General features: G+C 36.5%; 15 protein-coding genes. 11 read left to right on the top strand and 4 right to left on the bottom strand.

Annotation, left to right across the window (positions count from 1 at the left end; genetic code table 11):
• Window positions 1-80 precede the first annotated feature (80 nt).
• Together Q0050_RS10925 and Q0050_RS10920 are read right to left on the bottom strand one after the other, a co-directional pair.
• Window positions 81-3119: a choice-of-anchor I family protein gene (locus Q0050_RS10925; RefSeq protein WP_298395484.1), complete on the bottom strand. Its 3039-nt coding sequence runs from the start codon at window positions 3117-3119 to the stop codon at window positions 81-83.
• Window positions 3120-3382: 263 nt separating this feature from the next.
• Window positions 3383-4393 carry a hypothetical protein gene (locus Q0050_RS10920; RefSeq protein ID WP_298395481.1) on the bottom strand — a complete coding sequence of 337 codons (1011 nt, stop codon included), beginning with the start codon at window positions 4391-4393 and terminating at the stop codon, window positions 3383-3385.
• A gap of 133 nt (window positions 4394-4526) precedes the next feature.
• On the opposite strand from Q0050_RS10920, the gene Q0050_RS10915 reads away from it, so the two are divergent.
• Entirely contained in the window at window positions 4527-5063 is a 537-nt protein-coding gene (locus Q0050_RS10915) for a hypothetical protein (RefSeq protein WP_298395478.1), read from the top strand.
• Window positions 5064-5160: 97 nt separating this feature from the next.
• On the opposite strand, the gene Q0050_RS10910 is transcribed toward Q0050_RS10915, so the two are convergent.
• Both Q0050_RS10910 and Q0050_RS10905 read right to left on the bottom strand, forming a co-directional pair.
• Window positions 5161-7263 (bottom strand): prolyl oligopeptidase family serine peptidase, encoded by a 2103-nt coding sequence (locus Q0050_RS10910; RefSeq protein WP_298395476.1) that lies wholly within the window; start codon window positions 7261-7263, stop codon window positions 5161-5163.
• 133 nt (window positions 7264-7396) lie between these two features.
• Window positions 7397-9415 (bottom strand): M13-type metalloendopeptidase, encoded by a 2019-nt coding sequence (locus Q0050_RS10905; protein ID WP_298395472.1) that lies wholly within the window; start codon window positions 9413-9415, stop codon window positions 7397-7399.
• A 343-nt stretch (window positions 9416-9758) separates the two neighbouring features.
• Between Q0050_RS10905 and hisG the strand changes: the two genes are divergently transcribed.
• From hisG to Q0050_RS10855, 10 genes are all read left to right on the top strand, one after another.
• Complete coding sequence (gene hisG / locus Q0050_RS10900; protein ID WP_298395469.1) at window positions 9759-10616, top strand: ATP phosphoribosyltransferase; 858 nt, start codon at window positions 9759-9761, stop codon at window positions 10614-10616.
• Window positions 10617-10632: 16 nt separating this feature from the next.
• Window positions 10633-11922 (top strand): histidinol dehydrogenase, encoded by a 1290-nt coding sequence (hisD, locus tag Q0050_RS10895; RefSeq protein ID WP_298395466.1) that lies wholly within the window; start codon window positions 10633-10635, stop codon window positions 11920-11922.
• On the top strand, window positions 11915-12940 hold the full coding sequence (hisC, locus tag Q0050_RS10890) for a histidinol-phosphate transaminase (protein WP_298395464.1): 1026 nt from the start codon (window positions 11915-11917) through the stop codon (window positions 12938-12940). Before hisD ends, hisC begins: the two co-directional genes overlap by 8 nt.
• Window positions 12941-12951: 11 nt before the next feature.
• The gene (hisB, locus tag Q0050_RS10885; RefSeq protein WP_298395461.1) at window positions 12952-14043 is read left to right on the top strand and encodes a bifunctional histidinol-phosphatase/imidazoleglycerol-phosphate dehydratase HisB; all 1092 of its coding nucleotides are present in this window, start codon (window positions 12952-12954) and stop codon (window positions 14041-14043) included.
• Complete coding sequence (gene hisH / locus Q0050_RS10880; RefSeq protein ID WP_298395458.1) at window positions 14040-14618, top strand: imidazole glycerol phosphate synthase subunit HisH; 579 nt, start codon at window positions 14040-14042, stop codon at window positions 14616-14618. Before hisB ends, hisH begins: the two co-directional genes overlap by 4 nt.
• The gene (gene hisA, locus Q0050_RS10875) at window positions 14615-15328 is read left to right on the top strand and encodes a 1-(5-phosphoribosyl)-5-[(5-phosphoribosylamino)methylideneamino]imidazole-4-carboxamide isomerase (RefSeq protein WP_298395457.1); all 714 of its coding nucleotides are present in this window, start codon (window positions 14615-14617) and stop codon (window positions 15326-15328) included. Before hisH ends, hisA begins: the two co-directional genes overlap by 4 nt.
• The gene (gene hisF, locus Q0050_RS10870; protein WP_298395455.1) at window positions 15322-16074 is read left to right on the top strand and encodes an imidazole glycerol phosphate synthase subunit HisF; all 753 of its coding nucleotides are present in this window, start codon (window positions 15322-15324) and stop codon (window positions 16072-16074) included. Before hisA ends, hisF begins: the two co-directional genes overlap by 7 nt.
• Complete coding sequence (gene hisIE, locus Q0050_RS10865; RefSeq protein WP_298395452.1) at window positions 16071-16664, top strand: bifunctional phosphoribosyl-AMP cyclohydrolase/phosphoribosyl-ATP diphosphatase HisIE; 594 nt, start codon at window positions 16071-16073, stop codon at window positions 16662-16664. Before hisF ends, hisIE begins: the two co-directional genes overlap by 4 nt.
• Before the next feature lie 231 nt (window positions 16665-16895).
• Complete coding sequence (locus Q0050_RS10860) at window positions 16896-18284, top strand: anthranilate synthase component I family protein (protein WP_298395449.1); 1389 nt, start codon at window positions 16896-16898, stop codon at window positions 18282-18284.
• Between the two features lie 3 nt (window positions 18285-18287).
• Complete coding sequence (locus Q0050_RS10855) at window positions 18288-18848, top strand: aminodeoxychorismate/anthranilate synthase component II (RefSeq protein WP_298395446.1); 561 nt, start codon at window positions 18288-18290, stop codon at window positions 18846-18848.

Raw genomic sequence — 18848 nt, 5'->3', positions numbered from 1 at the left:
TAATGGAATATTTTTAATAAAATCAACAAAAAAACCTCCAACTTTCGTCAGAGGTCTTATCAACTAAAAAAAACTACTACTTATTTTACTACTACTTTTTTAACGATGCCTTCGCTGGTTTTTACTAGGTAAATTCCGGTTGACAAGGTTTTGGTGTTTAGGGTTTGTGCGTCTTTTTGAGCGAACAATAGTTTTCCTGAAAGGTCATATAGTTCGATGTCGGCTGTGCGGTTAAAGTAAACTATTCCGTCAGCGTTGGCTGGGTTTGGGAACAAGTTAAATGTTTTGGTGTTGTTGGTAAACTCGTTGTTGGCTAAGCTGTTAGTGTCTACTTCAAAGATGGTTATTGTTCCACTAATTTCGTTGGCTACTAAAACGTAAGGAGTTCCTGTTGGGCTGTTGGCAGCAGTAACATAAGTGATGCCTTCTGGTCCGTGATCGCCTGCGAATGCTGAGGTGCTTCGACTGTTTTTGTAATCTACAAATACGGCATTGTTTGGGTTGGTAATGTTGTACACCATAACGCCGCCCACACGTTCTAAGGAAATGAAAGCAAAAGTTTCGGTTCCGATTTGTGCTACGGTTACGCCTTCTGGCTCAGGACCTTTGGCACGACTTCTTCCTTTGGGCGTGTTGCTTTCGTGATCGGCATTGAAAATGGTTGGATAATTGGCCGCTGTAAATCTTTCGAAAGCATCGCCACTATCAAAAACAATTTGTTTTGTGGTAGTATTGAAGATAGAAAACGAACGCGTTCCTACTGCATTGATGGTTTCAAATTCGGCATCGGCATCGGTGTTTCCGTTTAAGTTGGTTACTCTAAAACGTCCCATATTGTAAGACTGTTTTAAAACGCTAGCATTTGGGAAATTGGTAGCATCTAGGTTGTAAGTAGTTGCTCCAACTGTAGTTCTTTCGGTAAAACCTGTGTATTCTTTTTCGTCACCTTCATTGGCTGTTACGATATAATTGGTTCCGGCAACGTTATAATTTGCTATAGCATCAGGAATGTAAAAGGCTTGAATTGGCCAGTTGGCAATCAATACTTGTCCGTTATTGTCTGAAATATCCATTCCGTTTCCTGGTAGGCTCACGTCTTTGGTTCCTAATGCCCAAATGTCTGCAATGGTTGTGGTTGCCAAATTGATTTCGGCAATAGCATTGTTTTCTTGCAAGGTTACCCACGCTTTTTGAGAATCGGCACTTATGGTGATGTATTCTGGTTCAAAATCTTGTGACATCGTGCTTGTAGCTTTCAATTTACGAACTCCAGAAGCGATTAAAGTTGCTTCTTGTGTGTTGTAGTCAGTGAATAATAACGTAGTTACATTAGCTTGTGTCAGCGAAGCAATGCCGCCGGCAATATTAATCACACTTACTGAACCTTCTGGATCGATAGAATAATTGGCATTTGGTTGTCCTTCGTTGGCGGTCATCACTTTTGTTCCGTCTGGAGAAAACGTAATCATATCAGGTAATGCACCCACAGTAACTTGATTTAGAAACGTTCCGTTAGTGTCGAAAAACACTACTGATCCGTTTAAGGTTTCGTCGGTATTTGGGGAAGCAACTGCTACGATTCCGTTTTTAACTGCTACAGAAGTTACACCACCATAAGGATTCATATCAACAGAATTGATAACGATTGGAGTAGTTGGATTAGCGAAATTAATGATGTCTAAAAATCCTGCCACTGCGCTTGTAGTAAATAAACGTTGCGACGCTGGATCGTGTACTACAATTTCGCAAGTACTGGTGTTGGTTCCTGAAGGGTCAAAACTTCCGATATAATTTAGTTCGATTTGATTGTTCGGAGTTGGCGCTACATTATCGTTATCGATAATATAAATCGTAGCCGTTGTCGTTCCTGTAATTGATAAACCAACAGGATTTTCAAGGCTTAGTACGAAATATTCTGCTTGTTGTTCGGCCGTTGCATCATCAATAATAGGAATGGTGATGGTTTGTGTTAAAGCACTTGCAGCAGTGAAGTTTAGTGTTTGCGTAGCCAATGTAAAATCGCTTGCATTTGCCGTACTGAAAGGAGCATTTTTCACCACTAAATTTACTGAACTAGTTGTAGGATTGGTTAAATTGATTGTGAATGAAAGTGTTCCAGCACCTTCATTAACGGTAACAAAATTAGATGCCAAACTCGCCGTTGGATTTCCAGTTGTAAAACTTGCTGTTGTTGTGGTAGCAATCGCATTGTTGCTTGCATCTTCTATAACATTTGGTAATAAAGCCACATAATATGTTTGATTAATAGCTAAAGTTGCGTTTGGAATTATTGTAATGGTATTTCCAGAAATGGTTGCGTCAAATGGTACAATGGTTCCAGAAGCGTTGTTCAAACGTAATTCTACCACGGCATCAACATTAGTATTTGTAATAGCTGAGTTATCGATTAATCGGATTGCTTCATTGAAAGCGATGGTTGGATTTATTGCAACCGAAACATTGGTAGCGGCATTTGCTGGGGTAAATGTAGCCACTGGAGCAACAGTATCACCACCGCCAAATGCTGTTCCTTGCGCAGTAAAATTATCAAATCGGTTGTTGCCTTCAATGCCACCTGAACCTTGCGTGAATTCTACTTTTAATTTAAAATTTGGATTGTTGTTCACTCCAGCAGTTGTTGAAAAATCTAAAGTTACTAAAGCTGGATCGCCGTTATTAGGAAGTACAGTTGTAAATGTAGTGTAAGTTGATCCGTCGATAGAATAGGACCAAGTTTGAGAACCAGCACCATTGTTGGATCGGCGGGTGGCAAATTTGACGATAATGTTTTCAAAGCCTGAAGTTGGAAGTGCAAATTCTAAAGCTCCACCAATGGGATTATCAAAACGTAAATGGGTTCCAGAGGCATCGCCGTTTTGCGCATTCAGGTTAAGAATATTAAAATTCTGACCTGTTCCGCTAGCAAAGTTAATAGTACTACTTCCGCCAGGAATGGCGTTTAAAGTAGCGCCACCAAGTGTTTGAGTTGGCGCAGTAATTGCAGCAACCGAAGCGTTGTTGTTGAAGTTCCAGTAGTGCACGATTGTTTGTCCCCAAGAGAAGGAAGCAGCAAAAAGTACTAGAACAGATAGGGTTTTAGTAATGTAATTTTTTGACATGTTGTGTAGTTTTTATGTTGCTACAAAACTCCATCGGATGTGTTAAAGTAGTATTAATCTAAAAATAAAAAATTGTCACTATATGGTAGTGGAATCTTTAGGAAAGGTTATGGTTGTGTTGGTGGTGTTTACAATTTGTTTATTTGGGGTTGGGTTTTCATAGGTTCTCGATACAATTTTACATTCTAAAAACTGGCGTTTTTAAAATATTAAATCACTCGAAGTGACGGTAGAGTGCATTAGCTTTTTATGGGACTTGTAGTTTACTGATATTGAATATAAATCGGTTTTGGTGTGAACTTTAGTAATTCTTGTGGTGTGTACATTTCAGCTTTGCCTTCATTGTCGTTTTTGTAGAAGAGTTTGAAGCCTGTGAATTGCACTGGTTCTGGGTAGATGGTTCGCATCCAAGTGGCTTTTTTTAGTTCTTTGCTGCCAAAGCCGTCCATGTCAATTACTACTTGTACTTGTGCGGTTGGTTTTATTTGGTTGTAATCGGTAATCATTTTTTTAGTGAAACGGTGTACTACTAATACTTTTGGTGGTAGGTTGTTTTCTGTAACTAAAGTGGTTAAAAAATCAATGGCATCATTAATATCGGTTGCTGACATTGTTCCGATTTTGGCACCGGGTATTTCGCCACCTTTCATAGAAAATTCTGGGTCAATGCCTAGGTGAACGTTGGGTAGTTTTAAGTAATCGGTAAGTGTTGCAATTTCTTCTTTTACGGTGCTGTGTCCTATTTGTACATCTAGAAAAACCAAGGCGTCAATTTCTTTTGCCCAAGCCATTATGGTGTCAATTTGTTTGAATGGCATGCGGAGTCGGTAGTTGCTACCGCTACCATTTTTGCCTTGAGCGGTAATTGCAATGTAATGCAAAGCCGGTACAGTTTCTACTGTTGAATCGGCAGCTTTCCAGAGTGCTACTTCTTCTTTTAGTTTGTTGAGCATATCGGTTTTAGGAAGTTCGCCTAGTATTCCCATTCGCTTAGAATATAAATTTCCATAAAAAGCAATGATGCGTTTGTAGGGTAGCAGTGCTCCAGGTAAAGGATGCACAGTTTTTACGGGCCATTTTCCGGTAGTATCGCCATTGCTTAATGCTACCATTCTTTTTTTAAAATCGACGGTATCTAAGGTGATGACTTTGGCTACTTTGACCGCCTTTTTTATAACTTTTGGTTGGTTGTTTTCTTTAGATTGCGATTGGTTGCAACTTGAAGTAATGGCAAGTAATGATAAAAGTAGCACTATAGGTTTGGTGATCGACATTTTGATTTATTTAGTGGTATAAATATAGTGATTTTTGTGGGAGAATTGGGTGGTGTTTTTCAAAATGAACGGTGTCTTATTGTTTTGTTTTATAAAACTTGTATATTTGATGTTATCAAAAAAAAGAATTTTTATGAAAAAGATAGTATTAAGTATAGTTTTTTTGGCTTTGGGATTTGTTTCTTGCAAGAAAGAAGAAGAAGCTACTGTAGTTTCAAATAATCCAGAAACCTCGGTGTTTTCAGATGATTTTAAAGGTCCAACTGCCGCACCAACGACACCATCAACGACAGCTCCGCAAGCAGGAACACCAATGATGACTACACCAAATGGTATGGTAGCACCAACAACGGCGCAACCTGTAGCGGTTGGAAAAGGAATGAATCCGGCACACGGACAACCAGGACATCGTTGTGATGTTGCAGTTGGTGCACCATTGAATTCGGCTCCAGCTAAAACTACAACAGCTTCAACACAATCAGCTACCATTACTTCTGCAGGATCAACTCCTGGAACGGTAACTAAAAATGGTGCTACGATTACGACTACAAATAATAACATTCCTGCAACTATCGCTGCTCCAGTAGAAACGGCTCCGGGAATGAATCCACCACACGGACAAGAAGGTCATGTTTGTTCTGTAGCTGTTGGTGCGCCTTTGCCGAAGTAGGTTTTAGTGTTCAGTGTTCAGTGTTCAGTGATCAGTTTTCAGTCTCAGTTTTCGATGTGTAAAATACTGAATACTGAGACTGAGCACTGCCTACTGACTACGGAAGTTTAGTTATTCCCATATTGTATAATGTGAATGCCATGATGTCTACGCTTTCTTGGATGGATGCGGCTACTGATTTTCCTGCTCCGTGTCCGGCGTTTATGTCTATTCTTATTAGTGTTGGATTTTCTCCTGCTTGTTTTTCTTGTAATTCGGCAGCAAATTTAAAGCTGTGTGCTGGAACTACTCTATCGTCGTGGTCACCAGTTGTTACCATTGTTGCAGGATATTTGGTATTTGGTTTTACGTTGTGCACCGGAGAATATCCTTTGATGTATTCGAACATTTCTTTACTGTCTTCCGCTGTTCCATAATCGTAAGCCCAACCTGCACCAGCCGTGAAAGTGTGGTAGCGCAACATATCCATTACTCCAACTGCTGGTAAAGCCACTTTCATTAAGTCGGGTCTTTGTGTCATTGTCGCACCTACTAATAATCCGCCATTAGATCCACCACGAATAGCAAGGAAATCAGAAGAAGTATATTTTTCAGCGATTAAGTATTCTGCTGCAGCGATAAAATCATTGAATACATTTTGCTTTTGCATTTTAGTTCCGGCAACGTGCCATTTTTTTCCGTATTCTCCACCACCACGAAGGTTGGCTACCGCATAAATGCCACCATTTTCCATCCAAACGGCATTTGAAATACTAAAACTTGGCGTTAAACTCACATTAAAACCACCATATCCATAAAGAATAGTTGGGTTTTTACCATCTAATTTCAATCCTTTTTTGTGGGTAATAATCATTGGGATTTTTGTTCCATCTTTAGAAGTATAAAACACTTGTTTTGATTCATAATCTTCTGACTTGAAATCAATTTTTGGTGTTTCATAAATTTTAGAATCACCCGATTTTGGATCAAACGAATAAGTTGAACCTGGCGTTATGTAATTAGTAAACGAATAATAAAGTATTTTTTCTGTTTTTTTACCACCAAAACCACCTGAAGTTCCGATGCCTGGAAGTTTGATATTTCGTACTAATTTTCCCGTATAATCATATTGTTTGATGGCACTGACTGCATCAATCATATAATTGGCAAAAATGTAGCCACTTCCTGTTGATACATTAAGTACATTTTCGGTTTCAGGAATTAGGTCTTTCCAATTTTCAGGTTTCGGATTGCTAACATCTACGGTTACTACACGTGTATTGGGTGCATTTAAATCGGTAGCAATAAATAATTTAGAACCTTGGCTGTCGATGATTGAATTATCACTGTTGAAATTATCAACAATAGTTACAATTGGACTGTTTGGTTTGGTTAAATCTTGGATGTAAAGTTCATTTCCATAAGTTGATGTAGAAGCAGAAATTACCAAATAATGATTGTCTTCTGTAACATAACCGCCTACATATCTTCTTTTTTGATCAAGACCAAAGATCACTTTATCGTCTTTTTGACGTGTTCCTAGTTTGTGAAAATACAACTTGTGTTGGTCGGTTTTGGCTGATAGTTCGCTTCCTTCAGGTTTGTCGTAACTTGAATAGTAAAAGCCTTCGTTTCCTTTCCAAGATACGCCACTGAATTTGATATCTTCTAGCGTTGGTTCCAGTATTTTTTTGGTAACAGCATCCATAACGATCACTTTTCTCCAGTCGCTTCCACCTTCTGAAATCGAGTAGGCAACTTTAGAGCCATCTTCCGAGAAATTTACGCCACCAAGTGATGAGGTTCCATCTTTTGAAAAAGTATTAGGATCAAGAAATACACTTTCTACACCTTTAGCGTCTTTTCTATACAGCACGGATTGGTTTTGTAGTCCGTTGTTTTTATAGTAATACGTAAAGTTACCTTCTTTGAAAGGCGCACTTATTTTTTCGTAGTTCCAAAGTTTTTCAAGTCTTGCTTTTAAAGCTTCACGGTAAGGAATTTTACCAAGATAGTCGTAGGTTAAACGGTTTTGTTCTTTTACCCAAGAACCCGTTTCGTCAGATCTGTCGTCTTCAAGCCAGCGATAAGGATCGGCTACTTTGGTATCGAAATAAGTATCGGTTACTTGACCTTTTTTTGTAGTAGGATATTGCAATTTGTTTTGACTCATAAGTGTGATTGGTAGTGCCAAAGCCATTATTAGAATTGATTTTTTCATTTTTTGATGGTGTTGAAGTGTTTGTTACACAAAAATAGTGAAATTATTGATTCTGTTATTTATATTTTTTAAATGTAATAGCAATAAAAAAACCCAACAGTATTGCTGGGTTTGTTTATGTATTTGCTGTGTATTACCAAATTTTAACTCTTTTTTCTGGAGCTAAGTAAAGTGAATCAGTTGGTTTAACATTAAACGCCTCATAAAATTCAGGAATGTTTCTAACCACACCATTAATTCTAAATTTAGCAGGCGAATGTGGGTCGGAAGCAATTTGATTTCTCAAGGCTTCTTCACGAGTTTTGTCTAACCATACTTGTCCCCAACCAAGAAATACTCTTTGAATTCCGGTGTAGCCGTCCATTTTAGGAGCTTCTTTTCCGTTAAGTGACATTTTGTAGGCTTTAAGAGCGATGCTTAATCCACCTAAATCACCGATGTTTTCACCTAGCGTAAAACTTCCGTTAAGGTTTAAATCTGGAAAAGCTTTGAAGCTATTATATTGGTCAACTAATGCTTTAGTTCTTGATTGGAAGGCTGCTAAATCTTGTGGTGTCCACCAATTTCTCATCACACCTTCACCATCAAAAGTACTTCCTTGATCGTCAAATCCGTGTCCGATTTCGTGTCCGATTACGGCACCAATTCCACCATAATTAACAGCATCATCTGCAGCTAAATTAAAGAAAGGAGGTTGCAAGATGGCTGCTGGAAAAACAATTTCGTTTAAGGTTGGATTGTAATATGCATTGACTGTTTGAGGTGTCATTCCCCATTCTGTTCTATCTACAGGTTTTCCTAGTTTGTTTAGCATTCTGTTGTATTCAAATTCGGTAGCTCTTGTAGCATTTCCGAATAAATCATTTTTAGCTACTTTTAGCGAAGAGTAGTCCTTCCATTTATCAGGATATCCAATTTTAATCATGAATTTATCCACTTTAGCTAAAGCTTCTTTTTTGGTATTAGCACTCATCCAATCTAATCCTTTGATGCTTTCTGCGTAAGCTTTAAGTAGGTTTTTAACCATAGCTGTCATGCGTTCTTTAGCCTCAGGAGTAAAGTGTTTTTTTACATATACTTTTCCAACAATTTCTCCCAAACCGCCATTTACAGCACTAACAGCTCTTTTCCAATCTTCTTCTTGTTGTTCCGTTCCGTATAACGTTTTGCCGTAAAATTCAAAGTTTTGTTTGTCTAATGCTGTATTTAAATAACTAGCCGCATTATTAATCAATCCCCATTTTAAATACGTTTTCCAAGTATCAATTGGCGTATTTTTAATCACGTTATTTAAACTTTTGGTGTACTCTACTTGAGCCACTACAATGTTTTTTTCAGAAGCTACACCAGCATTTTTAAGCATTGCCGTCCAATCGAAATCAGGCATTAACGACTTAAGATTGGTTAAAGCATATTTATTGTAGAGTTTAGCTGTGTTACGAGTGTCTTCTTTTTTCATGTGATTTGTAGCCAAAGTAGTTTCTAAAGCCATTACTTTAGCAGCACTTTCAGCACCATTTTGAAGTCCGACTAACTGCCACATTTTTTCAATATGCGCAACATATTGTTTGCGAATCGCTACCATTTTAGCGTCGTTTTGTAGGTAGTATTCTCTTTCAGGAAGTCCTAAACCACCTTGCCAAGTCATTAGCGTGTATTGTTTAGGGTTTTTAAAATCTTCGGTTACCGAAACAGAGAACGGAATGGAAACTCCGATTCTGTTGGCTTTTCCGAAATAGGTTGCCAAGTCGGTATAGTTTGCAATAGCATCAATCGCTTTTAATTCCGATTGAATTGGAGTAACACCTTTAGCATCTCTGTCTTTACGGTTCATGAACGAGCCGTAGTAGTCGCCGATTTTTTGTTCGTCTGAACCTTCAGCGAAACTCCCTTTAGAAGCTTCTTCAATAATTGCTTTGACGTCTTTTTGTGATTTGTCATATAACATATCAAAAGCGCCATAAGAGGATTTGTCAGCAGGTATTTTATTGTTTTTTGCCCAAGTTCCGTTTACGAAACGATCGAAATTATCACCAGGTTTTACTAAGGTATCCATATTTTTTTTTGTGATACCTGATGCCAATTCTTCTTTTTTACTACAAGAAGCTAAAAGTACTGTTGCAGCAAGAAGTGAGATTTTGATGTTTTTCATATTCTATTATAATTTGTTCTGTAAAAATAAGTACTTCTAGATTAGTAGGTTTATGCTGTTTTTTGTTACACTTTGGTGCTCCAATGTTCCATTATTAAACAATAGACAAATGTTAAAAATTATAAAATAGTAGTCTGTACCGAAATAAACTTTATATATTTGCAGCATCAAAAAAACAAAAATGAAATTTTCAAACGCTCAATTGCATCATCATCATCTCACCACACAGGCGAGTTAATGATGTATTGTAGCTAAACATATTTAAAAACCGTCTGAGTATATCTGACGGTTTTTTTTGTTTTTATTACAGTCGTTTATACTCAGATTTTATCCCAAAACAAAAATGAGTACTTTAAAAATTGCCATCCAAAAAAGTGGCCGACTGAGTGAAAAATCACTTCAATTATTAGAATCTTGTGGCATTCAAATCTCTAACGGAGAGCGAAAACTGAAAGCCGTTGCCAGTAATTTTCCTATCGAAATTTTGTATTTGCGCGATGATGATATTCCGCAATACGTAGAACAAGGAGTTGCCGATATTGGTATTCTTGGAGAAAACGAAGTTTGGGAAAAAAACAAAAACGTAACTACTATTTCTCAACTTGGATTTGCATCGTGCAAACTTTCTTTAGCCATTCCAAAAGACGAAGTTTATACCGATTTGAGTTATTTTGAAAACAAAAAAATTGCTACTAGTTATCCAAAAATACTAACTGATTTTTTTACATCTAAAAACATTCCTGTAATCATTGAAGAACTCAGTGGTAGTGTTGAGATTGCTACTGGAATTGGACTTGCCGATGCTATTTTTGATATTGTAAGTTCGGGTAGCACTTTAATTATGAATGGTTTGAAAGAAGTAGAAGTGATTTCTAAAAGTCAAGCCGTTTTGATTTCTAATACTGATTTATCTGCTGAAAAGCAGCAAATTTTAAACAAATTGTTGTTTAGAATTGAATCTTATCGCAACGGAAAAGAGAATAAATACATCCTTCTTAATGCGCCCAATACTGCGATTGCATCGATTTGCAAAATTTTGCCAGGAATGAAATCGCCTACCATTTTACCACTTGTAGAAGAAGGTTGGAGTAGTTTGCACTCTGTAGTCAAAGAAAACGATTATTGGGATGTTGTTGAACAACTAAAATCGCTTGGTGCCGAAGGAATTTTGATAATTCCGATTGAAAAAATGATACAATAAATAAATCCTTTTACAGATGAAAACCTACATAAATCCACCACTTTCTGATTGGGAAAATTTAGCCCAAAGAAAAACATTTGCCGTTGCCGATTTGAACGAAACGGTGAAGGGAATTTTCTCGGATGTTCAAAAAAATGGTGATGCTGCTGTCACAAAATATACCTCCATTTTTGACGGTGTTGCTGTAACTAATTTTAAAGTTACCGAAGAGGAAGTACAATTGGCTAGCGCACTTGTTTCGGACGAGTTGAAAACTGCTATACAAGAAGCTGCGGCAAATATTAAACGCTTTCACAAATCACAAAGAGAAATTGCTACCAAAATTGAAACTACGGCTGGTGTTTTTTGTTGGAGAGAAAGTCGCGCTATAGAAACCATTGGTATCTATATTCCTGGTGGAACAGCACCACTTTTTTCAACGGTTTTGATGTTGGCTATTCCGGCTCAAATTGCAGGTTGCAAAAATGTTATTTTGTGTTCGCCACCTGATAAAAATGGGGCTATCAATCCAGCTATTTTGTATGCTGCACAATTGACTGGTGTAACTGAAATTTATAAAATTGGTGGTATTCAAGCAATTGCAGCAATGACTTTTGGAACAGCATCAGTGCCGCAAGTTTCAAAATTATTCGGACCTGGAAATCAATATGTAACGGCAGCCAAACAATATGCACAACAACTTGGTATTGCAATTGATATGCCTGCAGGACCAAGTGAATTGTTGGTTCTTGCCGATGCTACTTCTGATCCTGATTTTGTAGCTTCTGATTTACTTTCACAAGCTGAACACGGTGGCGATAGTCAGGTAATATTAGTAGCTACATCTGAAGCACTTGTTCAACAAGTTTCGCTAGCCATTGCTGTTCAAAAAGCACAGTTACCTAGAGTTTCAGTAGTAGAAAAAGCTTTAGAAAACAGTCGTGCATTAGTTTTTGAAAGTATTTCAACGGCTCTTGCTTTCAGTAACTTTTATGCTCCAGAACACTTGATTTTAGCTATCGAAGATGCGGAAGATAAGTTGATGAAGATTGAAAATGCAGGTTCGGTTTTTATAGGAAATTACAGTTGTGAAAGTGCTGGTGATTATGCTAGTGGAACCAATCATACTTTGCCAACTAATGGTTATGCAAGGAATTACAGCGGTGTTTCCTTAGATAGTTTTGTAAAGAAAATTACGTTTCAAAAAATCACCAAACTCGGCATACAAAATTTAGGAAAAACAATTGAAATAATGGCTGAAGCAGAACAATTAGTAGCTCACAAAAATGCTGTTTCTATTCGATTAAAAAAACTACAAAATGGATAATATCACTAGTTTAATCAGACAAAACATTTTAAATCTCAAACCTTATTCTAGTGCAAGAGATGAATATAAAAGTACAGAAGGCATCTTTTTGGATGCGAATGAAAATCCGTATGGCAAATTAAATCGTTATCCTGATCCGTACCAGTGGCGCTTGAAACAAATTTTGAGTGGTCAAAAGAAAGTAGCAATTGAAAATATTTTGGTAGGCAACGGAAGTGATGAAATCATTGATTTGGTGCAACGTGTTTTTTGTGAACCCAACCAAGATAAAATCATTATTTGTCCGCCAACCTACGGTATGTATGAAGTATACGCTAATATTAATAATGTTGAAATCGTTTCTATTCCGTTAACAGCAGATTTTCAGTTGAATACTGAGGCCATTTTAGCAGAGCAAGCAAAAATATTGTATTTGTGTTCGCCTAATAATCCAACCGGAAATTCATTAGAAAATTTAGAATATATTATTTCGAACTTCAACGGAATTGTTTTTCTAGACGAAGCTTATATTGACTTTAGTGAACAACCATCGTTGGTTGCTAAAATCAAACAATATCCTAACCTAATTGTTTCTCAAACGTTCAGCAAAGCTCGAGGTTTGGCTGCGGTTCGCGTTGGAATTGCTTATGCCAATGAAACTATCATTTCAGTAATGAATAAAGTAAAACCACCGTATAATGTTAGTCAGTTAAATCAAGAAGCTGCTGTTCAATCGCTTGCCGATGATTCTGTTTTTAAATCTAATGTGCAATTGATTAAATCAGAACGCGAATTGCTTAAAATAGCACTTTTAGAACTAGATTTTGTGACTAAAATTTATCCATCAGATGCCAATTTCTTATTGGTTGAAATGGAAAACGCTACAGCAATTTACAACAGTTTGATTGAACAACAAATCATTACACGCAACCGAAGTTCGGTAGTCGAAAATACGATTCGAATCACCGTTGGAACACCACGAGAGAACCAACAATTACTATATGTATTGCAACTTTTAGAAGTTGAAACATTAAAATAAATTCACTAAAAATGAAAAAAGTATTATTTATAGATCGCGATGGCACATTAGTCATTGAACCGCCCATTGACTATCAATTGGATTCTTTAGAAAAATTAGAATATTACCCGAAGGTTTTTCAATATTTATCTAGAATTGCTACCGAATTGGATTATGAGTTGGTTATGGTCACCAATCAAGATGGTATGGGAACTGATTCGTTTCCAGAAAACACCTTTTGGCCAGCTCAGAATAAAATCATTCAAGCGTTCGAAAACGAAGGCATTACCTTTAGTGAAATTCTTATTGATGTTTCGTTTCCTGAGCAAAATTTGCCAACCAGAAAACCAGGCATTGGATTGTTGCAACACTATGTAAAAGGCTCTTATGATTTAAAAAATTCTTTTGTAATTGGTGATCGCCAAACCGATGTACAATTGGCAGAAAACTTAGGAAGTCAGGCAATTTTTATTGGAGCTGAAGCTAATGAAAAAGCTGCTTTAAGCACGACCTCTTGGAGCGATATTTATCAGTTTTTGAAACAACAACCTAGAACTGCTACTGTTGTTAGAAACACTAATGAAACCAAAATCACAATTGATTTAAACCTTGACGGAAGCGGAAAAAGCAGTATTAAAACTGGTTTAGGTTTCTTTGATCATATGTTAGAACAAATTGCCAAGCACGGAACGATGGATTTATATGTTGAAGTAAAAGGTGATTTGTATGTTGATGAGCACCACACTATTGAAGACGTCGGGATTGCTTTGGGTGAGGTTTTTGCGAAAGCATTAGGTTCAAAAAAAGGGATTGAACGTTACGGCTTTTTACTTCCGATGGATGATTGTTTGGCGCAGGTTGCTTTAGATTTTGGTGGACGTTCGTGGTTGGTTTGGGATGCCGAATTTAAACGCGAAAAAATTGGTGAAATGCCAACCGAAATGTTTTCACACTTTTTCAAATCGTTTTGCGATGGTTCGAAATCCAATTTGAATATAAAATGTGAAGGCGACAATGAGCACCACAAAATAGAATCGATTTTTAAAGCCTTTGCTCGAACTTTAAAAATTGCAGTAAAAAAAGATGGTTCAACTACCATTCCAAGTACCAAAGGAATATTATGATAGCAATAGTAAAATATAATGCAGGCAACATCCAATCGGTGAAAAATGCAGTAGAGCGTTTGGGATTTCCGTGCATAGTAACCGATGATGAAACGGTTCTTAAACTAGCAGAAAAAGTTATTTTTCCTGGTGTAGGCGAAGCGAGTTCGGCAATGAAGTATTTAAAAGAACGAAAGTTGGATGTGGTTATCAAACAACTGCAGCAACCTGTTTTAGGAATTTGTTTAGGACAGCAATTGCTTTGTGATTTTTCAGAAGAAGGAACTACAGAATGTTTGGGAATTTTTAAGGCGAAAGTGAAAAAATTTGAAGCCAAAGAAAAAGTACCTCATATGGGTTGGAATACTATTTCAGCAGTGAAATCTGAAATTTTCAAGGATATTCCAGCAGATTCTGATTTTTATTTTGTGCACAGTTATTATGCTGAAATTAGTGAAGATACTACCTCAGTTTGTGATTATATTGAGCCGTTTAGTGCTTCCATGCAAAAGGATAATTTTTATGCCACCCAATTTCATCCTGAAAAATCGTCTAGTGTTGGCGCACAAGTTTTATTAAATTTTTTACAATTATGAGAATTATTCCAGCTATAGATATCATCAACGGAGCTTGTGTCCGATTGACCAAAGGCGATTATGCTACGCAAAAAACTTACAATGAAAACCCTTTGGAAGTGGCCAAATTTTTTGAAGATCAAGGTGTGCAGTTTTTGCATTTAGTTGATTTGGATGGTGCGAAATCAAGTACCATTATCAATTACAAAGTACTGTATGAAATTGCCACAAAAACCAGTTTGAAAATCGATTTTGGTGGCGGCATTAAGCAAGATAAAGATATCGAAATTGCTTTTGAAAATGGTGCGAGTCAAATAACAGGTGGAAGCATTGCCATAAAGAATCCGACATTGTTTAAAGAATGGATTGCCAAATATGGTGCTGATAAAATTATACTTGGTGCCGATGCTTTGAACCGCAAAATCGCGACACAAGGTTGGTTAGAAACTTCTGAAACGGATGTGATTGATTTTATTGCAGCCTATGAAAAGAATGGTATTCAGTATGTTATTTCGACTGATATTGAAAAAGACGGAATGCTTAACGGACCATCCTTAGAATTATATGCTGATATTCTAAAAAAATCAAATGTAAAATTGATTGCGAGTGGCGGTATTACTACTCTTGATGATGTGCAAAAGTTAAGAGAATTGGGATGTGAAGGTGCTATTATTGGTAAAGCCATTTATGAAAACACCATAAATTTAAAAGAATTGATGCAGTTATGTTAAAGAAAAGAATTATACCGTGTTTGGATATCAAAAACGGACGTGTTGTGAAAGGTATTCAATTTGAAGGTTTAAAAGATGCTGGAAATCCTTTAGAATTAGCCCAATTTTATTCTGAAAATGGCGCAGATGAATTGGTTTTTTTAGATATTTCGGCCACTTTAGAAAACCGAAAAACTTTAGCCGATTTAGTGGACCAAATTGCCAAAAAACTTTCGATTCCCTTTACAGTTGGTGGTGGCATCAATTCGGTTGCTGATGCTAAGATTATGGTGCAAAATGGCGCCGATAAAGTAAGTATTAACTCAGCAGCCATTAAAAATCCAGCTTTAATTTCAGATTTGGCTAAAGAGTTTGGTAGTCAATTTGTGGTGGTTGCTATAGATATTAAATTGGTTGACAATGACTGGTTTGTATTTGTAAAAGGTGGCACCGAACAAACCGATTGGAAGGCTTTGGATTGGGCAAAAAAAGTAACCGAACTTGGCGCAGGCGAAATTTTGCTTACTTCTATGAATAACGATGGTGAAAAAAAAGGTTTTGCTCTGGAAATTACCAATCAAATTAGTGAAGCGATTTCTATTCCGGTCATTGCTTCTGGCGGTGCTGGAAGTGCGGATGATTTTGCCGAATTGTTCCAAAAAACACAAGCTAGTGCTGGCTTAGCAGCAAGTATTTTTCACTATAATGAAGTAGCGATACCCGATTTAAAAAACTATTTAAAAACTAAAAATATACCTATCAGATGATACTAAATTTCGATAAATCAAATGGATTACTACCTGTAATTATTCAGGATAATCAAACGCAGCAAGTGTTGATGTTGGGTTATATGGATGAAGCCGCTTTTGAAAAAACCAAAGCAGAAAATCGAGTTACTTTTTTTAGTCGCAGCAAAAACCGCTTGTGGACTAAAGGTGAAACTTCGGGTAATTTTTTGGACGTTGTTTCGATAAAAGAAGATTGTGATAGCGATGCCTTGCTAATTCAAGTCAATCCCAACGGACCAACGTGTCACAACGGAACGACTTCTTGTTTTGCTACTGAACCATCTGTTTCTTTTTTAAATCAATTGGAAAGCACTATTGAAGATCGCATTTCAAATCCTACTTCAGAGTCTTATGTAGCGTCACTTTTCAAGAAAGGTATCAACAAAATTGCTCAAAAAGTTGGAGAAGAAGCTGTCGAATTAGTAATTGAGGCTAAAGATGATAACCAAGATTTATTTATTGGCGAAGCTGCCGATTTGTTGTTTCATTACCTGCTTTTATTGCAAGCCAAAAATTTGAAATTAAACGACATAGAACAAGAGTTGCAACGCAGAATGAAAACTAAATAAATTCAAACAAATGTTAAAATTTAATAAATACTGTATTTGGTGTTAAAAAAATTTATACGTTTGCACCAATATGATTACTACAACGCAAAATACAAATTGGTGGCACACGTCTAACTCCGTTTTTGGAATTGGTTGGTAATTGCTATTTGTATTTTTCTACAATATTTGTAAACCCGCTTTTCCAAGTGGGTTTTTTTTATGTCTAAATTTTCCAAAAACAACATTTTATATATGTATTCCTTTCAAACCAAATTCAAAAAAACTCTAAGTGATACCCACACACCAGTGGAGTTGTACTTGAAGTTACGCGATAAATTCCCAACCAGCTTTTTATTAGAAAGTTCTGATTATAAAAGCAAAGAAAATAGTTTTTCTTATTTATGTTTTCAGCCGATAGCTTCGTTTGTTGTAAAAAAAGATACTACTAAACTTGATTTTCCTGACGGAACTAGTCAAGTGAAACCCACTGATGCTATTGAAATTGCTTCTGAATTGAATCAATTCACAACTTCGTTCCAATCAGAAGATTTGAATTTAGGATTTGTAACTAACGGCTTATTTGGATACACTTCTTATGATGCTATTCCGCTGTTTGAAGACATTGAATTTAAAAATCAGTCGTTTGATTTGCCCTTGATGCAATACCATTTGTTCCGATTTACTATTGTTTTTAATCATTTTAATAATGAATTATTTATCCTAGAAAATCTTTTGCCTAATCAAGATTCGAACTTGTCAGAACTAGTTGATTTGGTTGCCAATCGAGCGGTAACCACTTTTCATTTTAAGAAAGTAAATGACGAAACTTCTAATTTTAATGATGAGGCATTTCTTGAAAAAATTGCTATTGGTCAAGAACATTGTTTTCAAGGCGATGTTTTTCAAGTGGTACTTTCACGAAAATTTAAGCAACAATTTCAAGGCGATGAATTCAATGTTTATAGAGCTTTGCGTTCGATTAATCCGTCGCCATATTTGTTCTATTTTGATTATGGTAATTTCAAAATTTTTGGTTCCTCGCCCGAGGCACAATTGACTATAAGTAATCAAAAAGCGGTAATTAATCCTATTGCAGGAACGTTTAAAAGAACAGGAAATTCTGATGATGATAAAGTTTTGTCGGAAGCCTTGCAAATGGATCCGAAGGAAAATGCAGAACACATTATGTTGGTTGATTTAGCACGAAACGATTTAAGTAAAAATAGTACTGCGGTAACTGTGGAGCGTTTTAAAGAAATCGAATTGTATTCTCACGTAATTCATATGGTTTCAAAAGTTAGCGCGCAATTGAATGATGATTTCAACCCAATTAAAATTCTTGGTGATACTTATCCGGCAGGAACTTTATCGGGTGCACCAAAACACAGAGCGATGCAAATTATTGATGAAAACGAACCAGACAGTCGCGGATTTTATGGTGGCGCCATTGGTATTATTGGATTGGATAAAACCTTTAACCACGCCATTTTTATCCGTTCTTTTTTGAGTTATAAAAACGAATTGACTTATCAAGCAGGATGCGGCATTGTAACAAAATCGGATGCACAGTCAGAACTTAATGAAGTAAATAACAAGCTAACGGCTTTGCGAAAAGCCATTGATTTGGCACAAACCTTATAAATTATGAAAATATTAGTTATAGATAATTACGATTCGTTTGTGTACAATTTGGTTTGTATGATGCATAATTTGGTTGACGCCACTATTGATGTAGTTAAAAACGACAAAGTCAATTTAGAAACTGTGCATTTGTATGATAAAATTTTGCTTTCTCCTGGACCAGGAATTCCGATGAATGCTGGGAAGATGCTGAAAGTTTTAGAACAAAACCAATCCGTTTCAATACTTGGTGTTTGTTTAGGTCATCAAGCCATTGGCGAATTTTCGGGTGGAATTTTACACAATTTGCCAGAACCTTTACACGGCATTGCTTCAACCATTTCAATCGAAAAAGAAGATTATTTGTTTGAAGATCTTCCAAGAAACTTCAAGGTTGGTCATTATCATTCGTGGGTTGTTGAACCTTCAAGCACAGCCGATTTTGAAGTATTAGCCAAAGATGCCAATCAAAATATTATGGCAATCAAACACAAACAATTTGATTGGCGTGGTGTGCAATTTCATCCAGAATCTGTTTTAACCGAACACGGAGCACAAATTTTAAATAATTGGTTAAAAAATTAA

This window comes from Flavobacterium sp., assembly GCF_027483985.1.
Classification (GTDB): Bacteria; Bacteroidota; Bacteroidia; order Flavobacteriales; family Flavobacteriaceae; genus Flavobacterium.
The sequence above is the reverse complement of the archived record's forward strand: the minus strand, read 5'-3'. Positions and strand labels throughout refer to the sequence as shown.

Excerpts from the sequence above, each read along its gene's own strand:
- hisD (WP_298395466.1), top strand. The coding sequence starts at position 10,633 with ATGAAAACCTACATAAATCCACCACTTTCTGATTGGGAAAATTTAGCC.
- hisIE (WP_298395452.1), top strand. The coding sequence starts at position 16,071 with ATGATACTAAATTTCGATAAATCAAATGGATTACTACCTGTAATTATT.
- Q0050_RS10925 (WP_298395484.1), bottom strand. The coding sequence starts at position 3,119 with ATGTCAAAAAATTACATTACTAAAACCCTATCTGTTCTAGTACTTTTT.
- Q0050_RS10905 (WP_298395472.1), bottom strand. The coding sequence starts at position 9,415 with ATGAAAAACATCAAAATCTCACTTCTTGCTGCAACAGTACTTTTAGCT.
- hisG (WP_298395469.1), top strand. The coding sequence starts at position 9,759 with ATGAGTACTTTAAAAATTGCCATCCAAAAAAGTGGCCGACTGAGTGAA.
- Q0050_RS10915 (WP_298395478.1), top strand. The coding sequence starts at position 4,527 with ATGAAAAAGATAGTATTAAGTATAGTTTTTTTGGCTTTGGGATTTGTT.
- hisH (WP_298395458.1), top strand. The coding sequence starts at position 14,040 with ATGATAGCAATAGTAAAATATAATGCAGGCAACATCCAATCGGTGAAA.
- Q0050_RS10860 (WP_298395449.1), top strand. The coding sequence starts at position 16,896 with ATGTATTCCTTTCAAACCAAATTCAAAAAAACTCTAAGTGATACCCAC.
- hisC (WP_298395464.1), top strand. The coding sequence starts at position 11,915 with ATGGATAATATCACTAGTTTAATCAGACAAAACATTTTAAATCTCAAA.
- hisA (WP_298395457.1), top strand. The coding sequence starts at position 14,615 with ATGAGAATTATTCCAGCTATAGATATCATCAACGGAGCTTGTGTCCGA.
- Q0050_RS10855 (WP_298395446.1), top strand. The coding sequence starts at position 18,288 with ATGAAAATATTAGTTATAGATAATTACGATTCGTTTGTGTACAATTTG.
- Q0050_RS10910 (WP_298395476.1), bottom strand. The coding sequence starts at position 7,263 with ATGAAAAAATCAATTCTAATAATGGCTTTGGCACTACCAATCACACTT.
- hisF (WP_298395455.1), top strand. The coding sequence starts at position 15,322 with ATGTTAAAGAAAAGAATTATACCGTGTTTGGATATCAAAAACGGACGT.
- Q0050_RS10920 (WP_298395481.1), bottom strand. The coding sequence starts at position 4,393 with ATGTCGATCACCAAACCTATAGTGCTACTTTTATCATTACTTGCCATT.
- hisB (WP_298395461.1), top strand. The coding sequence starts at position 12,952 with ATGAAAAAAGTATTATTTATAGATCGCGATGGCACATTAGTCATTGAA.